This is a genomic window from Neorhizobium sp. P1_A6 (assembly GCF_056406795.1).
The window spans coordinates 189424-205599 of sequence record NZ_JBFTZM010000009.1 but is presented as its reverse complement, the minus strand read 5'-3'; the positions used below and the strand labels follow the sequence as shown (position 1 = coordinate 205599).

15 protein-coding genes and 1 riboswitch are annotated in these 16176 nt (G+C 61.5%); of the genes, 5 read left to right on the top strand and 10 right to left on the bottom strand.

The features are described 5' to 3' along the window. Window positions 1–25: 25 nt before the first annotated feature. Complete coding sequence (locus tag AC1D3C_RS19370; protein ID WP_038539461.1) at window positions 26–1120, bottom strand: 2'-deoxycytidine 5'-triphosphate deaminase; 1095 nt, start codon at window positions 1118–1120, stop codon at window positions 26–28. Window positions 1121–1193: 73 nt separating this feature from the next. Continuing rightward, a riboswitch (SAM riboswitch) is annotated at window positions 1194–1272 on the top strand. Between the two features lie 44 nt (window positions 1273–1316). Between AC1D3C_RS19370 and AC1D3C_RS19365 the strand changes: the two genes are divergently transcribed. From AC1D3C_RS19365 to AC1D3C_RS19355, 3 genes are all read left to right on the top strand, one after another. Then, complete coding sequence (locus AC1D3C_RS19365; protein WP_151040721.1) at window positions 1317–2501, top strand: O-succinylhomoserine sulfhydrylase; 1185 nt, start codon at window positions 1317–1319, stop codon at window positions 2499–2501. A 160-nt stretch (window positions 2502–2661) separates the two neighbouring features. After that, window positions 2662–3054 (top strand): Co2+/Mg2+ efflux protein ApaG, encoded by a 393-nt coding sequence (apaG, locus tag AC1D3C_RS19360; RefSeq protein ID WP_038539456.1) that lies wholly within the window; start codon window positions 2662–2664, stop codon window positions 3052–3054. Between the two features lie 112 nt (window positions 3055–3166). Further along, window positions 3167–4753 carry a tannase/feruloyl esterase family alpha/beta hydrolase gene (locus tag AC1D3C_RS19355; protein WP_477484001.1) on the top strand — a complete coding sequence of 529 codons (1587 nt, stop codon included), beginning with the start codon at window positions 3167–3169 and terminating at the stop codon, window positions 4751–4753. A 38-nt stretch (window positions 4754–4791) separates the two neighbouring features. Here the strand turns inward: AC1D3C_RS19355 and AC1D3C_RS19350 are convergent, their stop codons facing one another. The 3 genes from AC1D3C_RS19350 to AC1D3C_RS19340 all read right to left on the bottom strand — a co-directional run bounded on the left by AC1D3C_RS19350 (window position 4792) and on the right by AC1D3C_RS19340 (window position 8163). Continuing rightward, entirely contained in the window at window positions 4792–5781 is a 990-nt protein-coding gene (locus AC1D3C_RS19350; protein WP_477484000.1) for an Hsp33 family molecular chaperone, read from the bottom strand. 213 nt (window positions 5782–5994) lie between these two features. Beyond that, window positions 5995–6912, bottom strand: a complete 918-nt coding sequence (gene argF / locus AC1D3C_RS19345; protein ID WP_038539447.1) for an ornithine carbamoyltransferase — start codon at window positions 6910–6912, stop codon at window positions 5995–5997. A gap of 54 nt (window positions 6913–6966) precedes the next feature. Next, a complete protein-coding gene (locus AC1D3C_RS19340) occupies window positions 6967–8163 on the bottom strand; it encodes an acetylornithine transaminase (protein ID WP_477483999.1) in 1197 nt (398 codons plus the stop codon). Between the two features lie 408 nt (window positions 8164–8571). Here AC1D3C_RS19340 and AC1D3C_RS19335 point away from each other — a divergent pair, with 408 nt between their 5' ends. Next, on the top strand, window positions 8572–9108 hold the full coding sequence (locus AC1D3C_RS19335) for a GcrA family cell cycle regulator (RefSeq protein ID WP_247034057.1): 537 nt from the start codon (window positions 8572–8574) through the stop codon (window positions 9106–9108). 190 nt (window positions 9109–9298) lie between these two features. After that, window positions 9299–9736 carry a PACE efflux transporter gene (locus tag AC1D3C_RS19330; protein ID WP_477483998.1) on the top strand — a complete coding sequence of 146 codons (438 nt, stop codon included), beginning with the start codon at window positions 9299–9301 and terminating at the stop codon, window positions 9734–9736. Window positions 9737–9745: 9 nt separating this feature from the next. Here the strand turns inward: AC1D3C_RS19330 and phoB are convergent, their stop codons facing one another. The 6 genes from phoB to AC1D3C_RS19300 all read right to left on the bottom strand — a co-directional run bounded on the left by phoB (window position 9746) and on the right by AC1D3C_RS19300 (window position 16060). Further along, window positions 9746–10429, bottom strand: a complete 684-nt coding sequence (gene phoB, locus AC1D3C_RS19325; RefSeq protein ID WP_038539434.1) for a phosphate regulon transcriptional regulator PhoB — start codon at window positions 10427–10429, stop codon at window positions 9746–9748. 21 nt (window positions 10430–10450) lie between these two features. Next, window positions 10451–11164, bottom strand: coding sequence for a phosphate signaling complex protein PhoU (phoU, locus tag AC1D3C_RS19320; protein ID WP_038539431.1), 714 nt, complete (start codon window positions 11162–11164; stop codon window positions 10451–10453). A 45-nt stretch (window positions 11165–11209) separates the two neighbouring features. Then, the gene (gene pstB, locus AC1D3C_RS19315) at window positions 11210–12025 is read right to left on the bottom strand and encodes a phosphate ABC transporter ATP-binding protein PstB (protein WP_038539427.1); all 816 of its coding nucleotides are present in this window, start codon (window positions 12023–12025) and stop codon (window positions 11210–11212) included. A gap of 13 nt (window positions 12026–12038) precedes the next feature. Further along, window positions 12039–13358, bottom strand: coding sequence for a phosphate ABC transporter permease PstA (gene pstA / locus AC1D3C_RS19310; RefSeq protein WP_477483997.1), 1320 nt, complete (start codon window positions 13356–13358; stop codon window positions 12039–12041). Continuing rightward, window positions 13355–14839, bottom strand: a complete 1485-nt coding sequence (gene pstC / locus AC1D3C_RS19305) for a phosphate ABC transporter permease subunit PstC (RefSeq protein WP_247034372.1) — start codon at window positions 14837–14839, stop codon at window positions 13355–13357. Before pstC ends, pstA begins: the two co-directional genes overlap by 4 nt. Window positions 14840–15025: 186 nt before the next feature. Next, complete coding sequence (locus AC1D3C_RS19300) at window positions 15026–16060, bottom strand: substrate-binding domain-containing protein (protein ID WP_038539421.1); 1035 nt, start codon at window positions 16058–16060, stop codon at window positions 15026–15028. Window positions 16061–16176: the final 116 nt, after the last annotated feature.

Here is a 16176-nt window from a genome sequence, read left to right as displayed (position 1 = left end):
CTCGCCTGTCAAGCCGGAGGTGGGGTCAGGCGCGAAAATGCTTGGACAGTTTCAGGCCCTGGGCCTGATAGTTGGAGCCGAGGCCCGTGCCGTACATGCCTTCCGGCTTGTCCATCATGTGTTCATAGACAAGGCGGCCGACGATCTGGCCGTCTTCGAGGATGAAGGGCACTTCGTGGCTACGCACTTCGAGCACCGCCCGGCTGCCCCGTCCCCCTGCCGCCTCGTGGCCGAAGCCCGGATCGAAGAAACCGGCATAATGGACGCGGAACTCGCCGACCAGCGGATCGAAGGGCGTCATCTCGGCGGCATAGAGCGGCGGCACGTGCACCGCTTCGCGCGAGACGAGGATATAGAATTCGTCCGGATCGAGGATCAGTTCGTTGCGGCCGCGGCTGTAAAGCGGTTCCCAGAAATCGAAGATGTCGTGCTGCGCCTTCTTGTCGACGTCGACGACGGCCGTGTGGTGTTTGCCGCGATAACCGATCAGGCCAACGCTATCGCCGGACAGATCGATCGACAGGGCGATGCCGCCGCCCGAGACATTCGGCTTGGCGGATGCGACCAGGGTCTCGTCATTGTGGAGTTGCAGGAGGTCCGGCTCGCTCAGCAGCGCATTGCCGACCCGGAAGCGGATCTGCGACAGGCGCGAGCCGCGGCGCACCACGATCGGGAAGGTACGCGGCGAGATTTCGAGATAGAGTGGCCCGGAATAACCGGTCGGGATCTTGTCGAACTCCTGCGCGTAATCGGTGATGACGCGGGTGAAGATGTCGAGCCGGCCGGTGGAGCTTTTCGGATTGGCGGAGGCAGACATATTGGCCGGCAGATCGAGCCGTTCCATCAGCGGCACGATGTAGACGCAGCCGGTTTCCAGCACGGCGCCTTCGGAAAGATCGATAACGTGCAGCTTCAGCCGATCGAGCTTATCGGAGACCAGGCTCGTCGGGCCTGGCATGAAGCTGGCGCGGACGCGAAAAGCCTTGGCACTCAAGCGCAGGTCCAGGCTTGCCGGCTGGACCTGGTCCCGGTCCAGTTCACGTTCGGAAATCAGCCGTCCACTGTCGAAAAGCGCCGCGATCGCGCGGTCTGCCAAAATTCCTGTTTCGCGAGCCATCATGTCTCTCTCAAGTTTTCGAGGCGACAAAACCAAATGCGAGCCATTGACGCAAGCGGGACGCGGCGCTATGCCACTCTTATCCCGTGGTGATTTGGCCGGTCGGCTTGCAGCCACGTTAAATAAGTGGCTAAAAAGACCGGGTGCGAAACCGGTCTGCTTATGCGACCGGTTTTTTTGTTCTGAATGGGGAACACGCATGACTAAGAATTGGCGCCCGGCAACTCAGCTCGTACACGGCGGCACGCTGCGCTCGCAATATGGCGAAACGTCGGAAGCGATCTTCCTGACCCAGGGTTTCGTCTATGACACCTCGGAAGCGGCGGAAGCCCGCTTCAAGGGCGAGACCGACGGCTTCATCTACGCCCGCTATGGCAGCCCAACCAACGACATGTTCGAAAAGCGCATGTGCATGCTGGAAGGCGCCGAAGATGCGCGCGCCACAGCATCCGGCATGGCTGCCGTTACCGCCGCGATCCTCTGCCAGCTGAAGGCCGGCGACCATATCGTCGCGGCCCGCGCCCTGTTCGGCTCCTGCCGCTGGGTGGTCGAGACGCTCGCTCCGAAATATGGCATCGAATGCACGCTGGTGGACGGCCGCTTCCTCGAGAACTGGGAAAAGGCGATCACTCCGAAGACCAAGGTGTTCTTCCTGGAAAGCCCGACCAACCCAACGCTCGAAGTGGTCGACATTGCCGGTGTCGCCAAGCTCGCCAACCAGATCGGCGCCAAGGTCGTCGTCGACAACGTGTTTGCGACCCCGCTCTACCAGAAGCCGTTGGAACTCGGCGCGCATATCGTCGTCTATTCGGCCACCAAGCATATCGACGGCCAGGGCCGCTGCCTCGGCGGCGTCGTGCTCTCCGACAAGGCCTGGATCGACGAGAACCTGCACGACTATTTCCGCCATACGGGCCCGGCCATGTCGCCGTTCAATGCCTGGACGCTGCTGAAGGGCATCGAAACCCTGCCGCTGCGCGTCAAGCAGCAGACCGAGAGCGCCTCGAAGATCGCCGACTTCCTCGCCGAGCAGAAGCAGGTCGCAAAGGTCATCTATCCTGGCCGCAAGGACCATCCGCAGGCCGATATCATCGCCCGGCAGATGAAGGCCGGCTCGACGCTCGTCTGCTTCGAGCTGAAGGGCGGCAAGGACGCGGCCTTCAAGCTGCAGAACGCGCTGGAGATCGTCAGGATTTCCAACAATCTCGGCGATTCCAAGAGCCTGATCACCCATCCGGCGACCACGACGCACAAGAACCTGACGGACGAGGCCCGTGCCGAACTCGGCATCTCACCCGGCACCGTGCGTCTGTCGGCCGGCATCGAGGATACCGACGACCTGATCGAGGATTTCGCTCGGGCGCTTTCAAAGGCCGGCATGTAAGCATTGGCTTTGCGGGGTGGTGGATCGACCAGAAATTCACCATCCCGGTTATCCTTAACTTCAACTAATGCCCATACTCGGTTGTTCAAACCGCGAGAATTCTTGACGTTGCGGCGCCTCTGTACAATATCGAACCAAGTTGGATTTGTTGAGGTGTCGCATGTATCGCGCCCGGACAAGAGATATCGATGTCGCCGTCGAGCCCTATTATCTGGAGGAGCAATCCAATCCGGAAGAGAGCCGTTATGTCTGGGGCTATCGTATCGTCATCGAAAATCATTCGACGCTCACCGTGCAGCTCGTGCATCGCTACTGGAACATTACCGACCAGAACGGCATCGTCGACGAAGTGGACGGGCCTGGTGTCATCGGTGAGCAGCCGCGGCTGAAGCCCGGCGACAGCTACGAGTATTCTTCAGGATGTCCGCTCGACACCCCGTCCGGCCTGATGTTCGGCCACTACGACATGCAGACCGACGACGGCGAAACCTTCGAGGTGACGATCCCGGCTTTCTCGCTGGATTCACCAGGCCTGATGCGCGTCCTCAACTAGACGGCGCTGCCGACAACCTGCAGGTTATGGGTGGCGGCGGTTTTTCTATTTGTTACCCCTTTCCTCCTGCGGCATCTTGGCACCGTCAAACGGTCTTTGGGAGGAGTACTTGATGGCACGTTCCGCTTTGCCGGTCATTCTGCTGGCGTCCTGCGCGTTCACGACGCTTACGGCCTTTACGCCGGCGCTCGCACAAAACAAAAGCAGTTTCATCGACCAGAAGGACCGGCCGGATTTCGCTTCCGCCACGGTCTCGCCGCAGATCGCCTGCGGTATGTTGAACAGCCAATCCTTTGCCGAGGTCGCGACGCTGAAAGCCACGCATGTCGCGGGTGTCGGCAACGTGCCAGGCCATTGCCAGGTGACGGGCTATATCCGGCCGCAGGTCCGTTTCGAAATCACCCTTCCGGACAACTGGAACCGCCGGCTCTACATGTTCGGCAATGGCGGATATGCCGGCGAAGACCTTGCCGCAGCGTCGCGGATCACCACCCGCAATGCCGCACTTACGAAAGGCTTTCTCACCGTCCAGCAGAATACCGGCCATGATGCGGTCACCTATAAGCTCGGGGATTTTGCACAGGACCTCGGCCTCTTGATCGACTACGGATCGCGCGCAGTGCATGTGACGGTCGACACGGCCAAGACGATCGCCGCACGCTATTACGACCGGCATCCCTCCTTCTCCTATTGGGACGGCTGCTCGACCGGCGGACGCCAGGGGCTGATGGCGGCACAACGCTATCCGGGCGATTTCGATGGCATTCTTGCCGGAGCGCCGGTCCTCGATCTCACCAATACGCAGATCTGGGGCGTCTGGAATGCGCGAGCGCTCCTCAAGGCTCCGATCAGCCGGGCCCAGCTTCCGGTGCTCGCCAAGGCGGTTATGGACAAATGCGACGCGATCGACGGTGCCAAGGATGGGCTGATCGCCGATCCGCGCCAATGCAATTTCGATCCGGCCAAGGACCTGAAGATCTGCGAGGCCGGCGGTTCGGACTGCTTCACGCCTGCGCAGGTGGACACGCTGAAGACGCTGGCGGGCGGTGTGAAGATCAAGGGAGAGACGATTTTCCCCGGCGTGCAGTTCGGCACCGAGGGTGTCGATCCGAGCGGGGTGAGCGGCTGGGACATGTGGATGGTGTCCGAACAGGGACCAAGCCGGCAGCTGGCCTATGGCGAGACCTTCGTCAAGAACATGGCGATGCTGCCCGCCTCCGGAAAAGCGATCGACTGGAAGACCTTCGACTTCGATGCCGAATATCCGAAGATCGGCGCGATCCGAGAGATCGTCGACGCGACCAATCCCGACCTCAGCGAGTTCCAAAAACGCGGCGGACGGATCATCACCTATTTCGGCTGGTCGGATCCGGCGCTCAACCCGATGATGGGCGTGAACTATTACGAAGCCGTCCGCAAGCAGATGGGTGCCGACCGGACAGGGGAATTCTACCGGCTGTTCATGGTGCCCGGCATGTTCCATTGCACCGCGGGCTACGGCACCGATGTCTTCGACGCCTTCACGCCGCTGATGGATTGGGTGGAAAACGACAAGGCGCCGACGGTGATCCAGGCAAGCCAGATCAAGGACGGCAAACAGGCGATGACGCGACCGCTCTGCCCCTACCCGCAATCGGCCAAATATTCCGGCAGCGGCGATCTGAAAGACGGCGCGAACTTCGAATGCAAGATGCCCTGAAAACGAAAACGACGGGAGGAACCTCCCGCCGTGTGACTTCAGGCTGCAGCGAATTCATCCGCCTTGTAGCGATAGGTGGTCGAGCAGAACTCGCAGGTGACGGCGATCTCGCCGTCTTCCTCGCTTGCCTCAATCTCCTCGGCGGAAAAACCCGAGAGGACGCCCTTGATCTTGTCACGCGAACAGCTGCAGCGGTCGAACACCGGGTGCGGCGCGTAAACCCGGACGCCGCGCTCGTGGAAAAGGCGGAACAACAGACGCTCGATCGCAACCCGCGGGTCGGTCAGCTCGTCGGCGTCGATCGTTTCCACCAGGGTGCGGGCTTCGGCCCAGGAATCGTCCTCGGTGAATTCGAAATCGCGCTCATCGCCGTCGCCGCCATGCAGGTCCGGCTGCCGCATGCGCTCGGGTGCCTGCGGCAGGAACTGCGCGACCAGACCACCTGCCCGCCAGTTGTGACGCGGCTTACCATCGGCATCGCGATCGAAGAGCTCGGCAACGCCGAGGCGCACCCTGGTCGGGATTTGCTCCGACTGGCGGAAATAGACGCCGGCGATCTCCTCCAGCGATGAGCCGTCCATCGGCACGATGCCCTGATAGGGCTGCATGCCGCGGCCCTGGTCGATGGTGAAGGCAAGTACGCCGTGCCCCAGGAGGTCGGCCGGCGAAGTCTTGCCTTCCGTGACGGCGGCGGCCAGAGCTTCCTCGTCATATCGAGCGTAGGCGCGAAGACTGTCGGGCGTCGAGAAATCCGCGACCAACAGGTCGACGGGACCGTCGCCCTTGGTCTGCACCGTGAACTTGCCATCGAATTTCAGCGATGTGCCGAGCAGAGCAGTCAGGACGATCGCCTCGGCAAGCAGCCGCGCGACCGGGCCTGGATAATCATGGCGGCTAAGGATGGAGTTGAGCAGCGGCCCGAGCTGGACCGCCCGGCCACGCACGTCGAGACCGTCCACCTGAAATGGAACGACCCGGTCATCTCCGGCAAAGTCGAGTTCGTTGAGTTCCACAGTCGCTTCCGCCATGACTTCGCTCCTTCGCGCCGACCCAAAAACCTTTACACAAGCGCCAGCCCGAGCGGAACCGCTGGCCGGAGGAAAAGACGTCGACGATGTGTGTTGAAACGCCAGTCCAGAAGACGGCGTATTGTTGAAAGCCGACAGATGGGGGATTGCGGGGCGGAAATCAAGGTTCGATCGCCGCCGCTCTTCACATCCGCACCGTCCGGGACATTGCGTTCAGACCGCGCCGAAGCACCAGGCGAGAATGGATTTCTGCGCGTGGAGACGGTTTTCAGCCTCGTCAAAGACCACCGACTGCGGGCCATCGATGACCTCGTCGGTGACTTCCTCGCCGCGATGAGCCGGCAGGCAGTGCATGAACAGCGCCTCCTTGTCGGCCCGCTTCATCAGGTCGGCATTGACCTGGAAGGGCTGGAAGACGTTGTGGCCGCGCGCCTTGTGCTCCTGGTTCATCGAAACCCAGGTGTCGGTGACGACGCAATCGGCGCCGGCAACCGCCTTTTCGGCATCATGGCAAAGCATGATGTTGCCACCGTTGTTGCGCGCCCAGTTGAGGAACTTGTCGGCGGGTTCCGAACCCATCGGCACAGCCATGTTCATCCGATAGCCGAAACGGGCAGCACCTTCCACGAAGGAATGCAGCACGTTGTTGCCGTCGCCGGTCCAGGCAACCGTCTTGCCGGCGATCGGTCCGCGATGCTCTTCGAAAGTCATGATGTCGGCCATGATCTGGCAGGGATGCGTGTCGTCGGTCAGGGCATTGATGACCGGTACGGTCGCGTGTTCGGCAAGCTCCAGCATACGGGCGTGATCCGTGGTGCGGATCATGATGGCGTCGACGTAACGCGACAGAACCTTGGCGGTGTCGCCGATCGTCTCGGCGCGGCCGAGCTGCATTTCGGTGCCCGACAGGAACAGCGTCTCGCCACCGAGTTGGCGCATGCCGACATCGAAGGATACGCGGGTGCGGGTGGAAGGTTTTTCAAAGATCATCGCTAGCATCTTGCCCGCCAGCGGCTTTTCCGCCGTGCCAGCCTTGGTGGCCTGCTTGCGGGTCTTCGCGTCGTCGAGAATGCTACGCAGATCAGCCGGGGAAACGGCGGAAAGGTCGAGGAAATGCTTGGGAGATGCCATGTGATGTTCCCTGTGACGTGGGAAACCTACAACGGCATCCCCCTTTTTGCCCGCTCAGGCCGATTTCTTCATTTCCGAGGCGGAGAGCTTTTCCGCCGCTTTCTCGATGCGGGAGAGACCCTCGCGGGCTTCCTCCGCCGTGACTGTGAGCGGTGGCAGGAGACGCACCACGTTGTCACCGGCCGGAACGGCCAGCATATGTTCGCCGCGCATGGCGGCAACCAAGTCGCCCGCCGGCACCTTTGCCTTCACGCCGAGCAGCAGACCTTCGCCGCGGATATCCTCGATGACGTTGGGGAAGCGATCCTTGAGGCTGGCGAGCCCCTGCCGCAAGACCAACGTGACGTCGCGGACATTTTCCAGGAAGCCATCACCCAGGATTACGTCGAGCACGGCATTGCCGACCGCCATGGCCAGCGGGTTGCCGCCGTAGGTGGTGCCGTGGGTGCCGGCTGTCATACCGGAGGCGGCTTCCGCCGTGGCAAGGCAGGCCCCGAGCGGGAACCCGCCGCCGATGCCCTTGGCGAGCGCCATGATGTCGGGCAAAACGCCCGTCCATTCATAGGCGAACAGTTTGCCGGTGCGGCCGACGCCGGTCTGGACCTCGTCGAAGATCAACAGCAGGCCGTTGTCGTCGCAGATCTGCCGCAGCGCAGCCAGGAATTCCTTTGGAACCGGCCGGATGCCGCCCTCTCCCTGGATCGGCTCGATGAGGATCGCGGCGGTCGCATCGGTGATCGCAGCCTTCAGAGCGTCCATATCGCCGAACGGTACCTGATCGAAGCCTTCGACCTTGGGGCCGAAACCTTCGAGATATTTCGCCTGGCCGCCGGCAGCGATGGTCGCCAGCGTCCGGCCGTGGAAGGCACCTTCGAAGGTGACGATGTGGAAGCGTTCCGGATGGCCCTTCACGAACTGGTAGCGGCGCGCGGTCTTGATGGCGCATTCGAGCGCCTCCGCACCGGAATTGGTGAAGAACACCTTATCCGCGAAAGAGTTGTCGGCGAGGCGGCGCGACAGCGTCTCCTGGCCGGGCTGCTCGAAGAGGTTTGATGTGTGCCAGACCTTGTCGGCCTGTGCCTTCAGCGCGCCGACGAGGTGCGGATGGCCGTAACCGAGCGAGTTGACGGCGATGCCCGCGCCGAAGTCGAGATATCGCTCTCCACTTTCCGTCACAAGCCATACGCCCTCGCCGCGTTCAAAACGCAGCGGAGCCCGGGCAAACGTGTCGAAAAGCGCGGCTTCAGCCATGGCGACATCACTCCTCTAGGCAGTCAAAAAAGGCCGACAAAACCGGCCAGAAAAACCAAAAATGCCGCCCACTGGGCGGCGGGGACACTATCGGGGTTTAGGCCGTCAATGTCAACAAAGCTCGGCGTTTTACGCGTGTTTCGACCGGAAACCGACAGGTGCTGGCTTCTGTGACAAAAATGACTCTCCATCACAGCAAGTTGGGGAAAACCACGAAATCGAATCCCGCAGATTCCTCCGACTCTTGCCACGGAGTCAGCCTCACACTAGGTTAATGATCAATTACTAGACTGCATGCGGCGGAACTAGTCACCTCAAGCATAGATATAGTGGGTGCTGCGAAATGATTTTCGCAGCAAAGGTGGAAGGATTCTGCATGCCAGCAACGTTCAAAGGCGGAGAACGGGCATGAACTGGACAGACGAGCGTGTCGAGAAGCTCAAAAGATTGTGGTCGGAGGGCCTGAGTGCCAGCCAGATCGCAGCACAACTTGGTGGCGTAAGCCGAAATGCCGTGATCGGCAAGGTGCATCGTCTCAGCCTGCCGGGCCGGGCGAAAGCCGGCGGTACGGTTGCGACCGGCCGCGCATCGGCTGCCAAGCGCACGACATCGGCGCCACGGGCTCCGAACTATGCGTCGCGGGTCACGACCCGGACCGTTACCCGCGCCGTCGGCGCGACGATGGTCAAGGAAGAGATCGAGATCGAACCCTACCAGGAGATGGAATATCGTCCCGCCTCCAACGTGGTGGTGCCTATCTCCCGCCGCCTTGCATTGACGGAACTCACCGAGCGCACCTGCAAATGGCCGGTCGGCGACCCGCTCAAGGAAGACTTCCACTTCTGCGGCTGTGAATCCCCGGATGCATCGCCCTATTGCGGTTACCACGCAAAGCTCGCCTACCAGCCGGTCAACGAGCGCCGCAAGGTTGCCGCTCGGGTCTGAGCGGCGGCGCGACACGAGGGCGAAATCGAAGGCGGGCTCAAGGCCCGCTTTTTTTGTTGTGCATGGCAGATATGCCGGCCAAGCCTTGCTCCCGATCGGCATTGCGCCTATCTGAAGGTCAGCGAGGACGACCTCCCCCCATTCGGGCAGAAACTCCGGGACGGCCCGGAAAGCACCCCACGAGGTCATCATGCGCTCGACACGCGACCGTATCCGCCATGCCATCAGCTTCGAACTGATCGGGCTCGCTCTCATCACACCACTCGGCTCCTTCGCCTTCGGCATGCCGGCCGCCGATATCGGCGTGGTCGGCATCGGCAGCGCGACGATCGCCACCGGCTGGAACTATCTCTACAATCTCGGCTTCGACCACCTGATGCAGCGCTTTACCGGCGGCACGCAGAAAAACACCACCATACGCGTGGCGCATGCGGTGCTGTTCGAACTTGGACTGCTGATCGCGCTTCTGCCGCTGATCGCCTGGTATCTCGGCATCAGCCTCGTCCATGCGCTGACGATGGACGTGTCGTTCGCGGTCTTCTACGTGGTCTATGCCTTCGTGTTCAACTGGGCCTACGACCGGATCTTTCCGCTGCCGGAATGGCAGCGGCAGACCGAGGCGGCTTAAAGCCGCCTCTCAGGATTCCATTGAATAACCCGCGCCGCGGACGGTGCGGATGACATCCTGCATATTGGAGAAGTTGAGCGCCTTCCTGAGACGGCCGACATGCACGTCGACGGTGCGCTCGTCGACATAGATGTCGTGACCCCAAACGCCGTCCAGAAGCTGCGACCGCGAGAAAACGCGGCCAGGCGACGCCATCAGGAATTCCAGCAGGCGGAACTCGGTCGGGCCAAGGCGCACTTCGCGGCTCTTGCGGTGAACGCGATGAGTTTCCCGGTCGAGTTCGATATCGCCGCAACGGAGCACGCTGGAGAGCACTTCGGGACGGGCGCGGCGAAGCATCGCCTTGACGCGGGCCATCAGCTCCGGCGTCGAGAAAGGCTTCACCACATAGTCGTCGGCGCCGGTGGCGAGGCCGCGAACACGTTCGCTCTCCTCGCCGCGGGCCGTCAGCATGATGATCGGCAGGCGCTCGGTTTCCGGGCGCATGCGCAGCCGGCGGCAGAGTTCGATGCCTGAAACGCCGGGCAGCATCCAGTCCAGGATCAGAAGGTCGGGTACCCGCTCCTGAAGCCGAATTTCGGCTTCGTCGCCCCGCAAAACGGTATCGACCTCATAACCCTCGGCTTCCAGATTGTAGCGAAGAAGCACGCTCAGCGCTTCTTCGTCTTCTACGACAGCGATTTTCGGCAGCATTTTTGGCCTGCTCCGTCAGTTCTATTCGGTGATCGCGCCGAGCGTATTCGACGAGTCGTCCTTCGGACGATCGCCTTCCGGCTGGGCGCCCGTCGTCATGTAGTAGATGGTCTCGGCTATGTTGGTGGCGTGGTCGCCGATACGCTCGATGTTCTTGGCGCAGAACAGCAGATGCGTGCAGGTGGTGATATTGCGCGGATCCTCCATCATGTAGGTGAGGAGCTCGCGGAACAGCGAGGTGTACATCGCGTCGATTTCCTCGTCGCGGCTGCGGATCGCCTCGGCCTTTTCCGCCGAACGCGTCGAATAGACGTCGAGGACGTCCTTGAGCTGCACGAGGGCGAGATCGGAGAGATGCTCCAGGCCGCGGGCGAGCTTGCGTGGCACGCCGGTGCCCTGAACCGCGATGACGCGCTTGGCGGTGTTCTTGCCAAGGTCGCCGACGCGCTCCAGATCGGAGGCGATGCGCAGCGAACCGACGATCTCGCGAAGGTCGGCCGCAACCGGCTGGCGGCGGGCGATCGTGATAATCGCCTTGTCGCCGATCTCGCGCTCGGCGTGATCGAGGATCACGTCGTCGGAGATGACCTTCTGCGCGAGTGCGGCGTCGGAATTGACCAGCGCGCGCACGGCGTCCGAGCACATCTGCTCGGCGAGGCCGCCCATTTCGGAGATACGGCGGCTCAGGTATTTCAGTTCGTCGTCATAAGCCGACAGGATATGGGTCGATGCCATCTTCTAGTCCTCAAAATTGATTTTCAGGCGGCACAGTCGGCTGGATCAGCCGAAACGGCCCATGATGTAATCCTGGGTGCGCTGGTCGTCGGGATTGGTGAACATCTTGTCGGTGTCGTTCTCCTCGACGAGCTGGCCGAGATGGAACATGGCGGTGCGCTGCGAGACGCGGGCAGCCTGCTGCATCGAGTGCGTCACGATGACGATCGTGTAGTTGGCACGCAGTTCATGGATGAGTTCTTCGACCTTGGCGGTCGCGATCGGATCGAGAGCCGAGCAGGGTTCGTCCATGAGGATGACTTCCGGCGATACGGCGATCGCGCGGGCGATGCACAGACGCTGCTGCTGACCGCCGGAGAGGCCGGTGCCGGATTCATGCAGGCGATCCTTGACTTCGGTCCAGAGGCCGGCGCGCTGCAGGCTCGCCTCGACGATCTGATCCATGTCGGCCTTGTTCTTGGAAAGACCGTGGATGCGCGGACCGTAGGAAATGTTCTCGTAGATGGTCTTCGGGAACGGATTCGGCTTCTGGAAAACCATGCCGACGCGGGCGCGAAGTTCCACGACGTCGATGTTATTGTCGTAGATATCGTCCGTGTCGAGGGTGATCTTGCCGGTGACGCGGCAATTCTCGATCGTGTCGTTCATGCGGTTGAGGCAGCGCAGGAAGGTGGACTTGCCGCAACCGGAAGGACCGATGAGAGCCGTCACAGTGTTTTCGCGGACGTTGAGGTTCACGTCGAAAAGCGCACGCTTTTCGCCGTAATAAACCGAAACGTCCTTACCGATCATCTTGTGGGAAGCATCGCTCATCTTCTGGTCCAGCGCCTTTTCTACTGCCGATTCTGACATCATATTCACTGTCATACTCCTTCTACCAGCGCCGCTCGAAGCGACGCCGCAAGAGAATTGCGCCAACATTCATTAGGATGAGAAACAGGAGCAGGATGATGATTGCTCCCGAGGTACGCTCGACGAACGCGCGCTCAGCTTCGTTCGCCCACATGTAGATCTGGACCGGCAGCGCCGTCGACGGGTCGAGCGGCGTGGTCGGATAGTTGGCAACGAATGCCACCATGCCGATCAGGAGTAGCGGTGCGGTTTCGCCAAGGGCATGAGCCAGGCCGATGATGGTGCCGGTCAGGATGCCCGGCATGGCAAGCGGCAGGACATGGTGGAAGATCGTCTGCATCTTCGAGGCGCCGAGCCCGAGGGCGGCGGCACGGATCGATGGCGGCACGGCCTTCAAGGCGGCGCGCGTCGCGATGATGATCGTCGGCAGCGTCATGAGGGTGAGCACCAGACCACCAACGAAGGAGGCCGAGCGCGGCAGGCCCATGAAGTTGACGAACACCGCCAGACCGAGCAGACCGTAGACGATCGAGGGAACGGCCGCGAGATTGTTGATGTTCACCTCGATCAGATCGGTGAACTTGTTCTTCGGGGCAAATTCCTCGAGATAGATCGAAGCGGCGACGCCGATCGGCAGCGCCAGGACAAGCACGATCAGCATCATGTAGAACGAGCCGATGAGTGCGACGCCGACACCGGCTGCTTCCGGACGGCTCGATGCGCCGTTGACGAAAATGCCACCGTTGAAGTGCTTGGCAAGGGCTCCGCTGTCGGAGAGCTGCTTCATCCAGCCGAGCTGCTGGTCGTTGATCTTGCGGTTTTCCTGGCTGACGTCGAGGTCGATCTGGCCCTTGTAGGCCGAGTCGATATCGCCGGAAGCGAGCAGTCTTACCGTCTGAGTCGTGCCGATGATCGCCGGATTGGCGATGACCAGGTCACGCAGCTGAACGCGGACACCATCGGACAGCATCTGGCCGACCGCGCGGGCGGCGACACGGTCGTCGACGCTGACGTTGAGCAGCTTGGCGAGAGCGTTGCGGGCGACGACCGGATAGTTGGCCGTCATCAGCTTCTGCGGATTGGTGGCACGTTCGTTCTGCGGGTCGATGATCTGCTGCGAGAACTCGACCGGCATCGTGATCATGGTCTGCTGGAAGGCGGTGTATCCCTTGGCCACCACCGACCACAGGAGAAGCATCAGGAAGATGATGCCGAAGGAAAGCGCGGCGATGCCATAGGCACGGAAGCGACGCTCGGCGGCATAACGGCGCTTGATGCCGATATCGCGACGGACGGACTTGGCCTTGGAGATGCCGGCGGCGGGAGAAACCACATCGGTCATTCGTACTGCTCCCGGTATTTGCGCACGATATAAAGCGCGTAGATGTTGAGGCAAAGCGTGATGGCGAAAAGCGTGATGCCCAGCGCGAAGGCAACCAGGGTCTGCGGCGAGGTGAACTCGAGGTCACCCGTCAGCTGGTTGACGATCTTGACGGTCACGGTCGTCATCGGCTCGAAAGGGTTGATCTGCAGGCGGGCGGCAACACCGGCCGCAAGCACGACGATCATGGTCTCGCCGACGGCGCGCGATGCGGTCATCAGGAGCGCACCGACGATGCCCGGCAGAGCGGCCGGCAGGACGACCTTCTTGATGGTTTCCGAACGGGTGGCGCCGAGGCCGAGCGAGCCGTCACGCAGGGCACGCGGCACTGCCGTGATGATATCGTCGGACAGCGAGGAGACGTAGGGGATCAGCATGATGCCCATGACGAAACCGGCGGTCAGAACGCTCTGTGCCTGGATGAAGTTGGCATAGTCACCGGTGACGAGGCCGTTCAGCTGCGAGGAGATATCGCGCAGGAACGGGCCGACGGTCGTCAAGGCGAAGAAGCCGTAGACGATGGTCGGAATGCCGGCGAGCACTTCGAGCAAAGGCTTCGCAACCGAGCGGACCTTCGGCGAGGCGTATTCCGACATGTAGATTGCCGAAAAGAGGCCGATCGGAACCGCAAAGAGCATCGCAACGAAACCGATATAGAGCGTACCGAGCAGCAGCGGAATAAGGCCGAACTGACCTTCGGAACCACCCGAACCCGCAGCCGCAAAACGCGGATCCCATACCGTGCCGAAGAAGAATTCCCAGGCGGGAATAGCGGTGAAGAAGTGGGCCGCTTCGGTCAGCATCGAGGCGACGATGCCGATCGTGGTCAGAATGGCGATCGAGGAGGCGACGACGAGGCTGCCGAGAACCACCTTTTCCACTCGGTTGCGGGCGCGGAAGCGCGGCGCAATCTGACGATAGGCGAAGAACGCCCCGCCGATGGAAACCGCCAGCACGACGATCGTCATGAGGATGCGGCTGACGAAGGTCATCCTGTTCAGGACAGCGGCGGCCTTGACCATGAAGGGCTGGGGATCGCCCGCAAGCGGAACGCCCTTGGCCCCAAGCGCAGCACGCAGCTCGACCGGATTATTCTCGACGCGGGCAATCTCGTCGCCGGTCAGCGCATTCATGCCTCGGGCGATCGAAGTGATCATGCCGTAGCTCAGGCCCTGCTCGGCCTGCGATTGGGTTTTCACCTCCTCGGGAAACGCACCGCGGACCGAGGAGCTGATATAGATCGGGCTGGCGACCAGCCAGACAAAGAGAATGACGACGGCCGGCAGGATCGCCCAGACAGCGACAAAAGAACCGTAATATCCGGGCCGTGAATGAAGTTTGGAGGAAATCCCTCCGACCAGTGCCATTGAATACCGGGCACCGGTGACGTAACCGGCTATGCCGATTATTGCCAAAATCAATAATATTAGTGATGTGTTCATCATAATCCCCCGGCGTACCGCCTTCGGCGGCAACCCATCACCGCCCAGCTCCGTTCATCGGAACCGATCGCATTCGCCATCGCGCCCTGCGCAACACCATCGCCACAAAACCGACGATTCCGCCGATGCAAAGGCCATCGATCGGAAGAGAAAACGGCGCCGCCAAAAGCGGCGCCGGTCTTTGGATTACATGGTCTTGCCAGCGGCAAAGTCCTTGCGGCCCTGTTCGCGCTGTGCGTCAGGAGCAGCAACCAGGCCGTACTCGATGAGCGGCGAGTCAGGGCCGATCATGTCGTCGGAAAGGAAGAACTCGACGTATTCCTTGAGGCCCGGAACGACGCCCAGGTGAGCCTTCTTCACGTAGAAGAACAGCGGACGGGAAACCGGGTAGGTACCGTCGGCGATGGTGGCCGAGGTCGGCTTGATGCCGCGCATGGTGGCGACCTTCAGCTTGTCGGCATTGTTTTCGTAGAAAGCGAGGCCGAATACGCCGACGCCGGTCTTGTTGGCAGCGATACGAGCGAGGGTCTCGGTGTAGTCGCCGTCGATGTCCACGGCAACGCCGTCCTTGCGAACAGCAACGCAGGCTTTGGCCTGGGCAGCCTTGTCAGCGATTTCCTTGGCGATGACGTCGGTTGCGCCGGCATCCTTGCAGCCTGCGGCCAGAACGTTCAGTTCGAAAACTTCGCGGGTGCCGTGCTTTTCGCCCGGGATGTAGGCGGCGATCGGACCCTTCGGAAGCGTCGGATTGATGTCCGACCAGTTCTTGTAGGGGTTGGCGACGAGTTTGCCGTCAACAACGACCTGAGCGGCGAGAGCCTTGTAGAGGTCCTTCGGCTCGAGTTTCATGTCGCCGTTGCTGCTGGCGGTCGCGAAAACGATACCGTCGTAACCGATGCGGATCTCCTGGATGTCGGTGACGCCGGCTGCCTTGCAGGCTTCGGCTTCAGACTTGTTGATCGGGCGAGAAGCGTTTGCAACGTCGATCGTGGCTTCGCCAACGCCCTTGCAGAATTCCTTGAGGCCGGCGCCGGTGCCGCCCGACTCGACGATCGGGGTCTTGAACTTCGGGAAGGCTTCACCGAAGGATTCGGCGACGATCTTCGCATAGGGAAGAACGGTGGAGGACCCGGCAACCTGGACCTGGTCGCGTGCAGCGGCGGCGCCGGCAAACGCAACGGAGGCCACCAAGGCAGCTGCAGAGAGTTTAAGGATGTTCATGAGGAATCTCCCGTCATGGGCTTGTGTGAATGCGGACGGCGCTGGCTCTCGCTCTCGCCAACGCTCGGCCCGCTTGTCTTAGCCGCTGTAGCACCTCTCTTTTATGTCAGTTCGGT

Coding starts and splice junctions, on each gene's coding strand:
- AC1D3C_RS19370 (WP_038539461.1), bottom strand. CDS start 1,120: ATGATGGCTCGCGAAACAGGAATTTTGGCAGACCGCGCGATCGCGGCG.
- AC1D3C_RS19365 (WP_151040721.1), top strand. CDS start 1,317: ATGACTAAGAATTGGCGCCCGGCAACTCAGCTCGTACACGGCGGCACG.
- apaG (WP_038539456.1), top strand. CDS start 2,662: ATGTATCGCGCCCGGACAAGAGATATCGATGTCGCCGTCGAGCCCTAT.
- AC1D3C_RS19355 (WP_477484001.1), top strand. CDS start 3,167: ATGGCACGTTCCGCTTTGCCGGTCATTCTGCTGGCGTCCTGCGCGTTC.
- AC1D3C_RS19350 (WP_477484000.1), bottom strand. CDS start 5,781: ATGGCGGAAGCGACTGTGGAACTCAACGAACTCGACTTTGCCGGAGAT.
- argF (WP_038539447.1), bottom strand. CDS start 6,912: ATGGCATCTCCCAAGCATTTCCTCGACCTTTCCGCCGTTTCCCCGGCT.
- AC1D3C_RS19340 (WP_477483999.1), bottom strand. CDS start 8,163: ATGGCTGAAGCCGCGCTTTTCGACACGTTTGCCCGGGCTCCGCTGCGT.
- AC1D3C_RS19335 (WP_247034057.1), top strand. CDS start 8,572: ATGAACTGGACAGACGAGCGTGTCGAGAAGCTCAAAAGATTGTGGTCG.
- AC1D3C_RS19330 (WP_477483998.1), top strand. CDS start 9,299: ATGCGCTCGACACGCGACCGTATCCGCCATGCCATCAGCTTCGAACTG.
- phoB (WP_038539434.1), bottom strand. CDS start 10,429: ATGCTGCCGAAAATCGCTGTCGTAGAAGACGAAGAAGCGCTGAGCGTG.
- phoU (WP_038539431.1), bottom strand. CDS start 11,164: ATGGCATCGACCCATATCCTGTCGGCTTATGACGACGAACTGAAATAC.
- pstA (WP_477483997.1), bottom strand. CDS start 13,358: ATGACCGATGTGGTTTCTCCCGCCGCCGGCATCTCCAAGGCCAAGTCC.
- pstC (WP_247034372.1), bottom strand. CDS start 14,839: ATGAACACATCACTAATATTATTGATTTTGGCAATAATCGGCATAGCC.
- AC1D3C_RS19300 (WP_038539421.1), bottom strand. CDS start 16,060: ATGAACATCCTTAAACTCTCTGCAGCTGCCTTGGTGGCCTCCGTTGCG.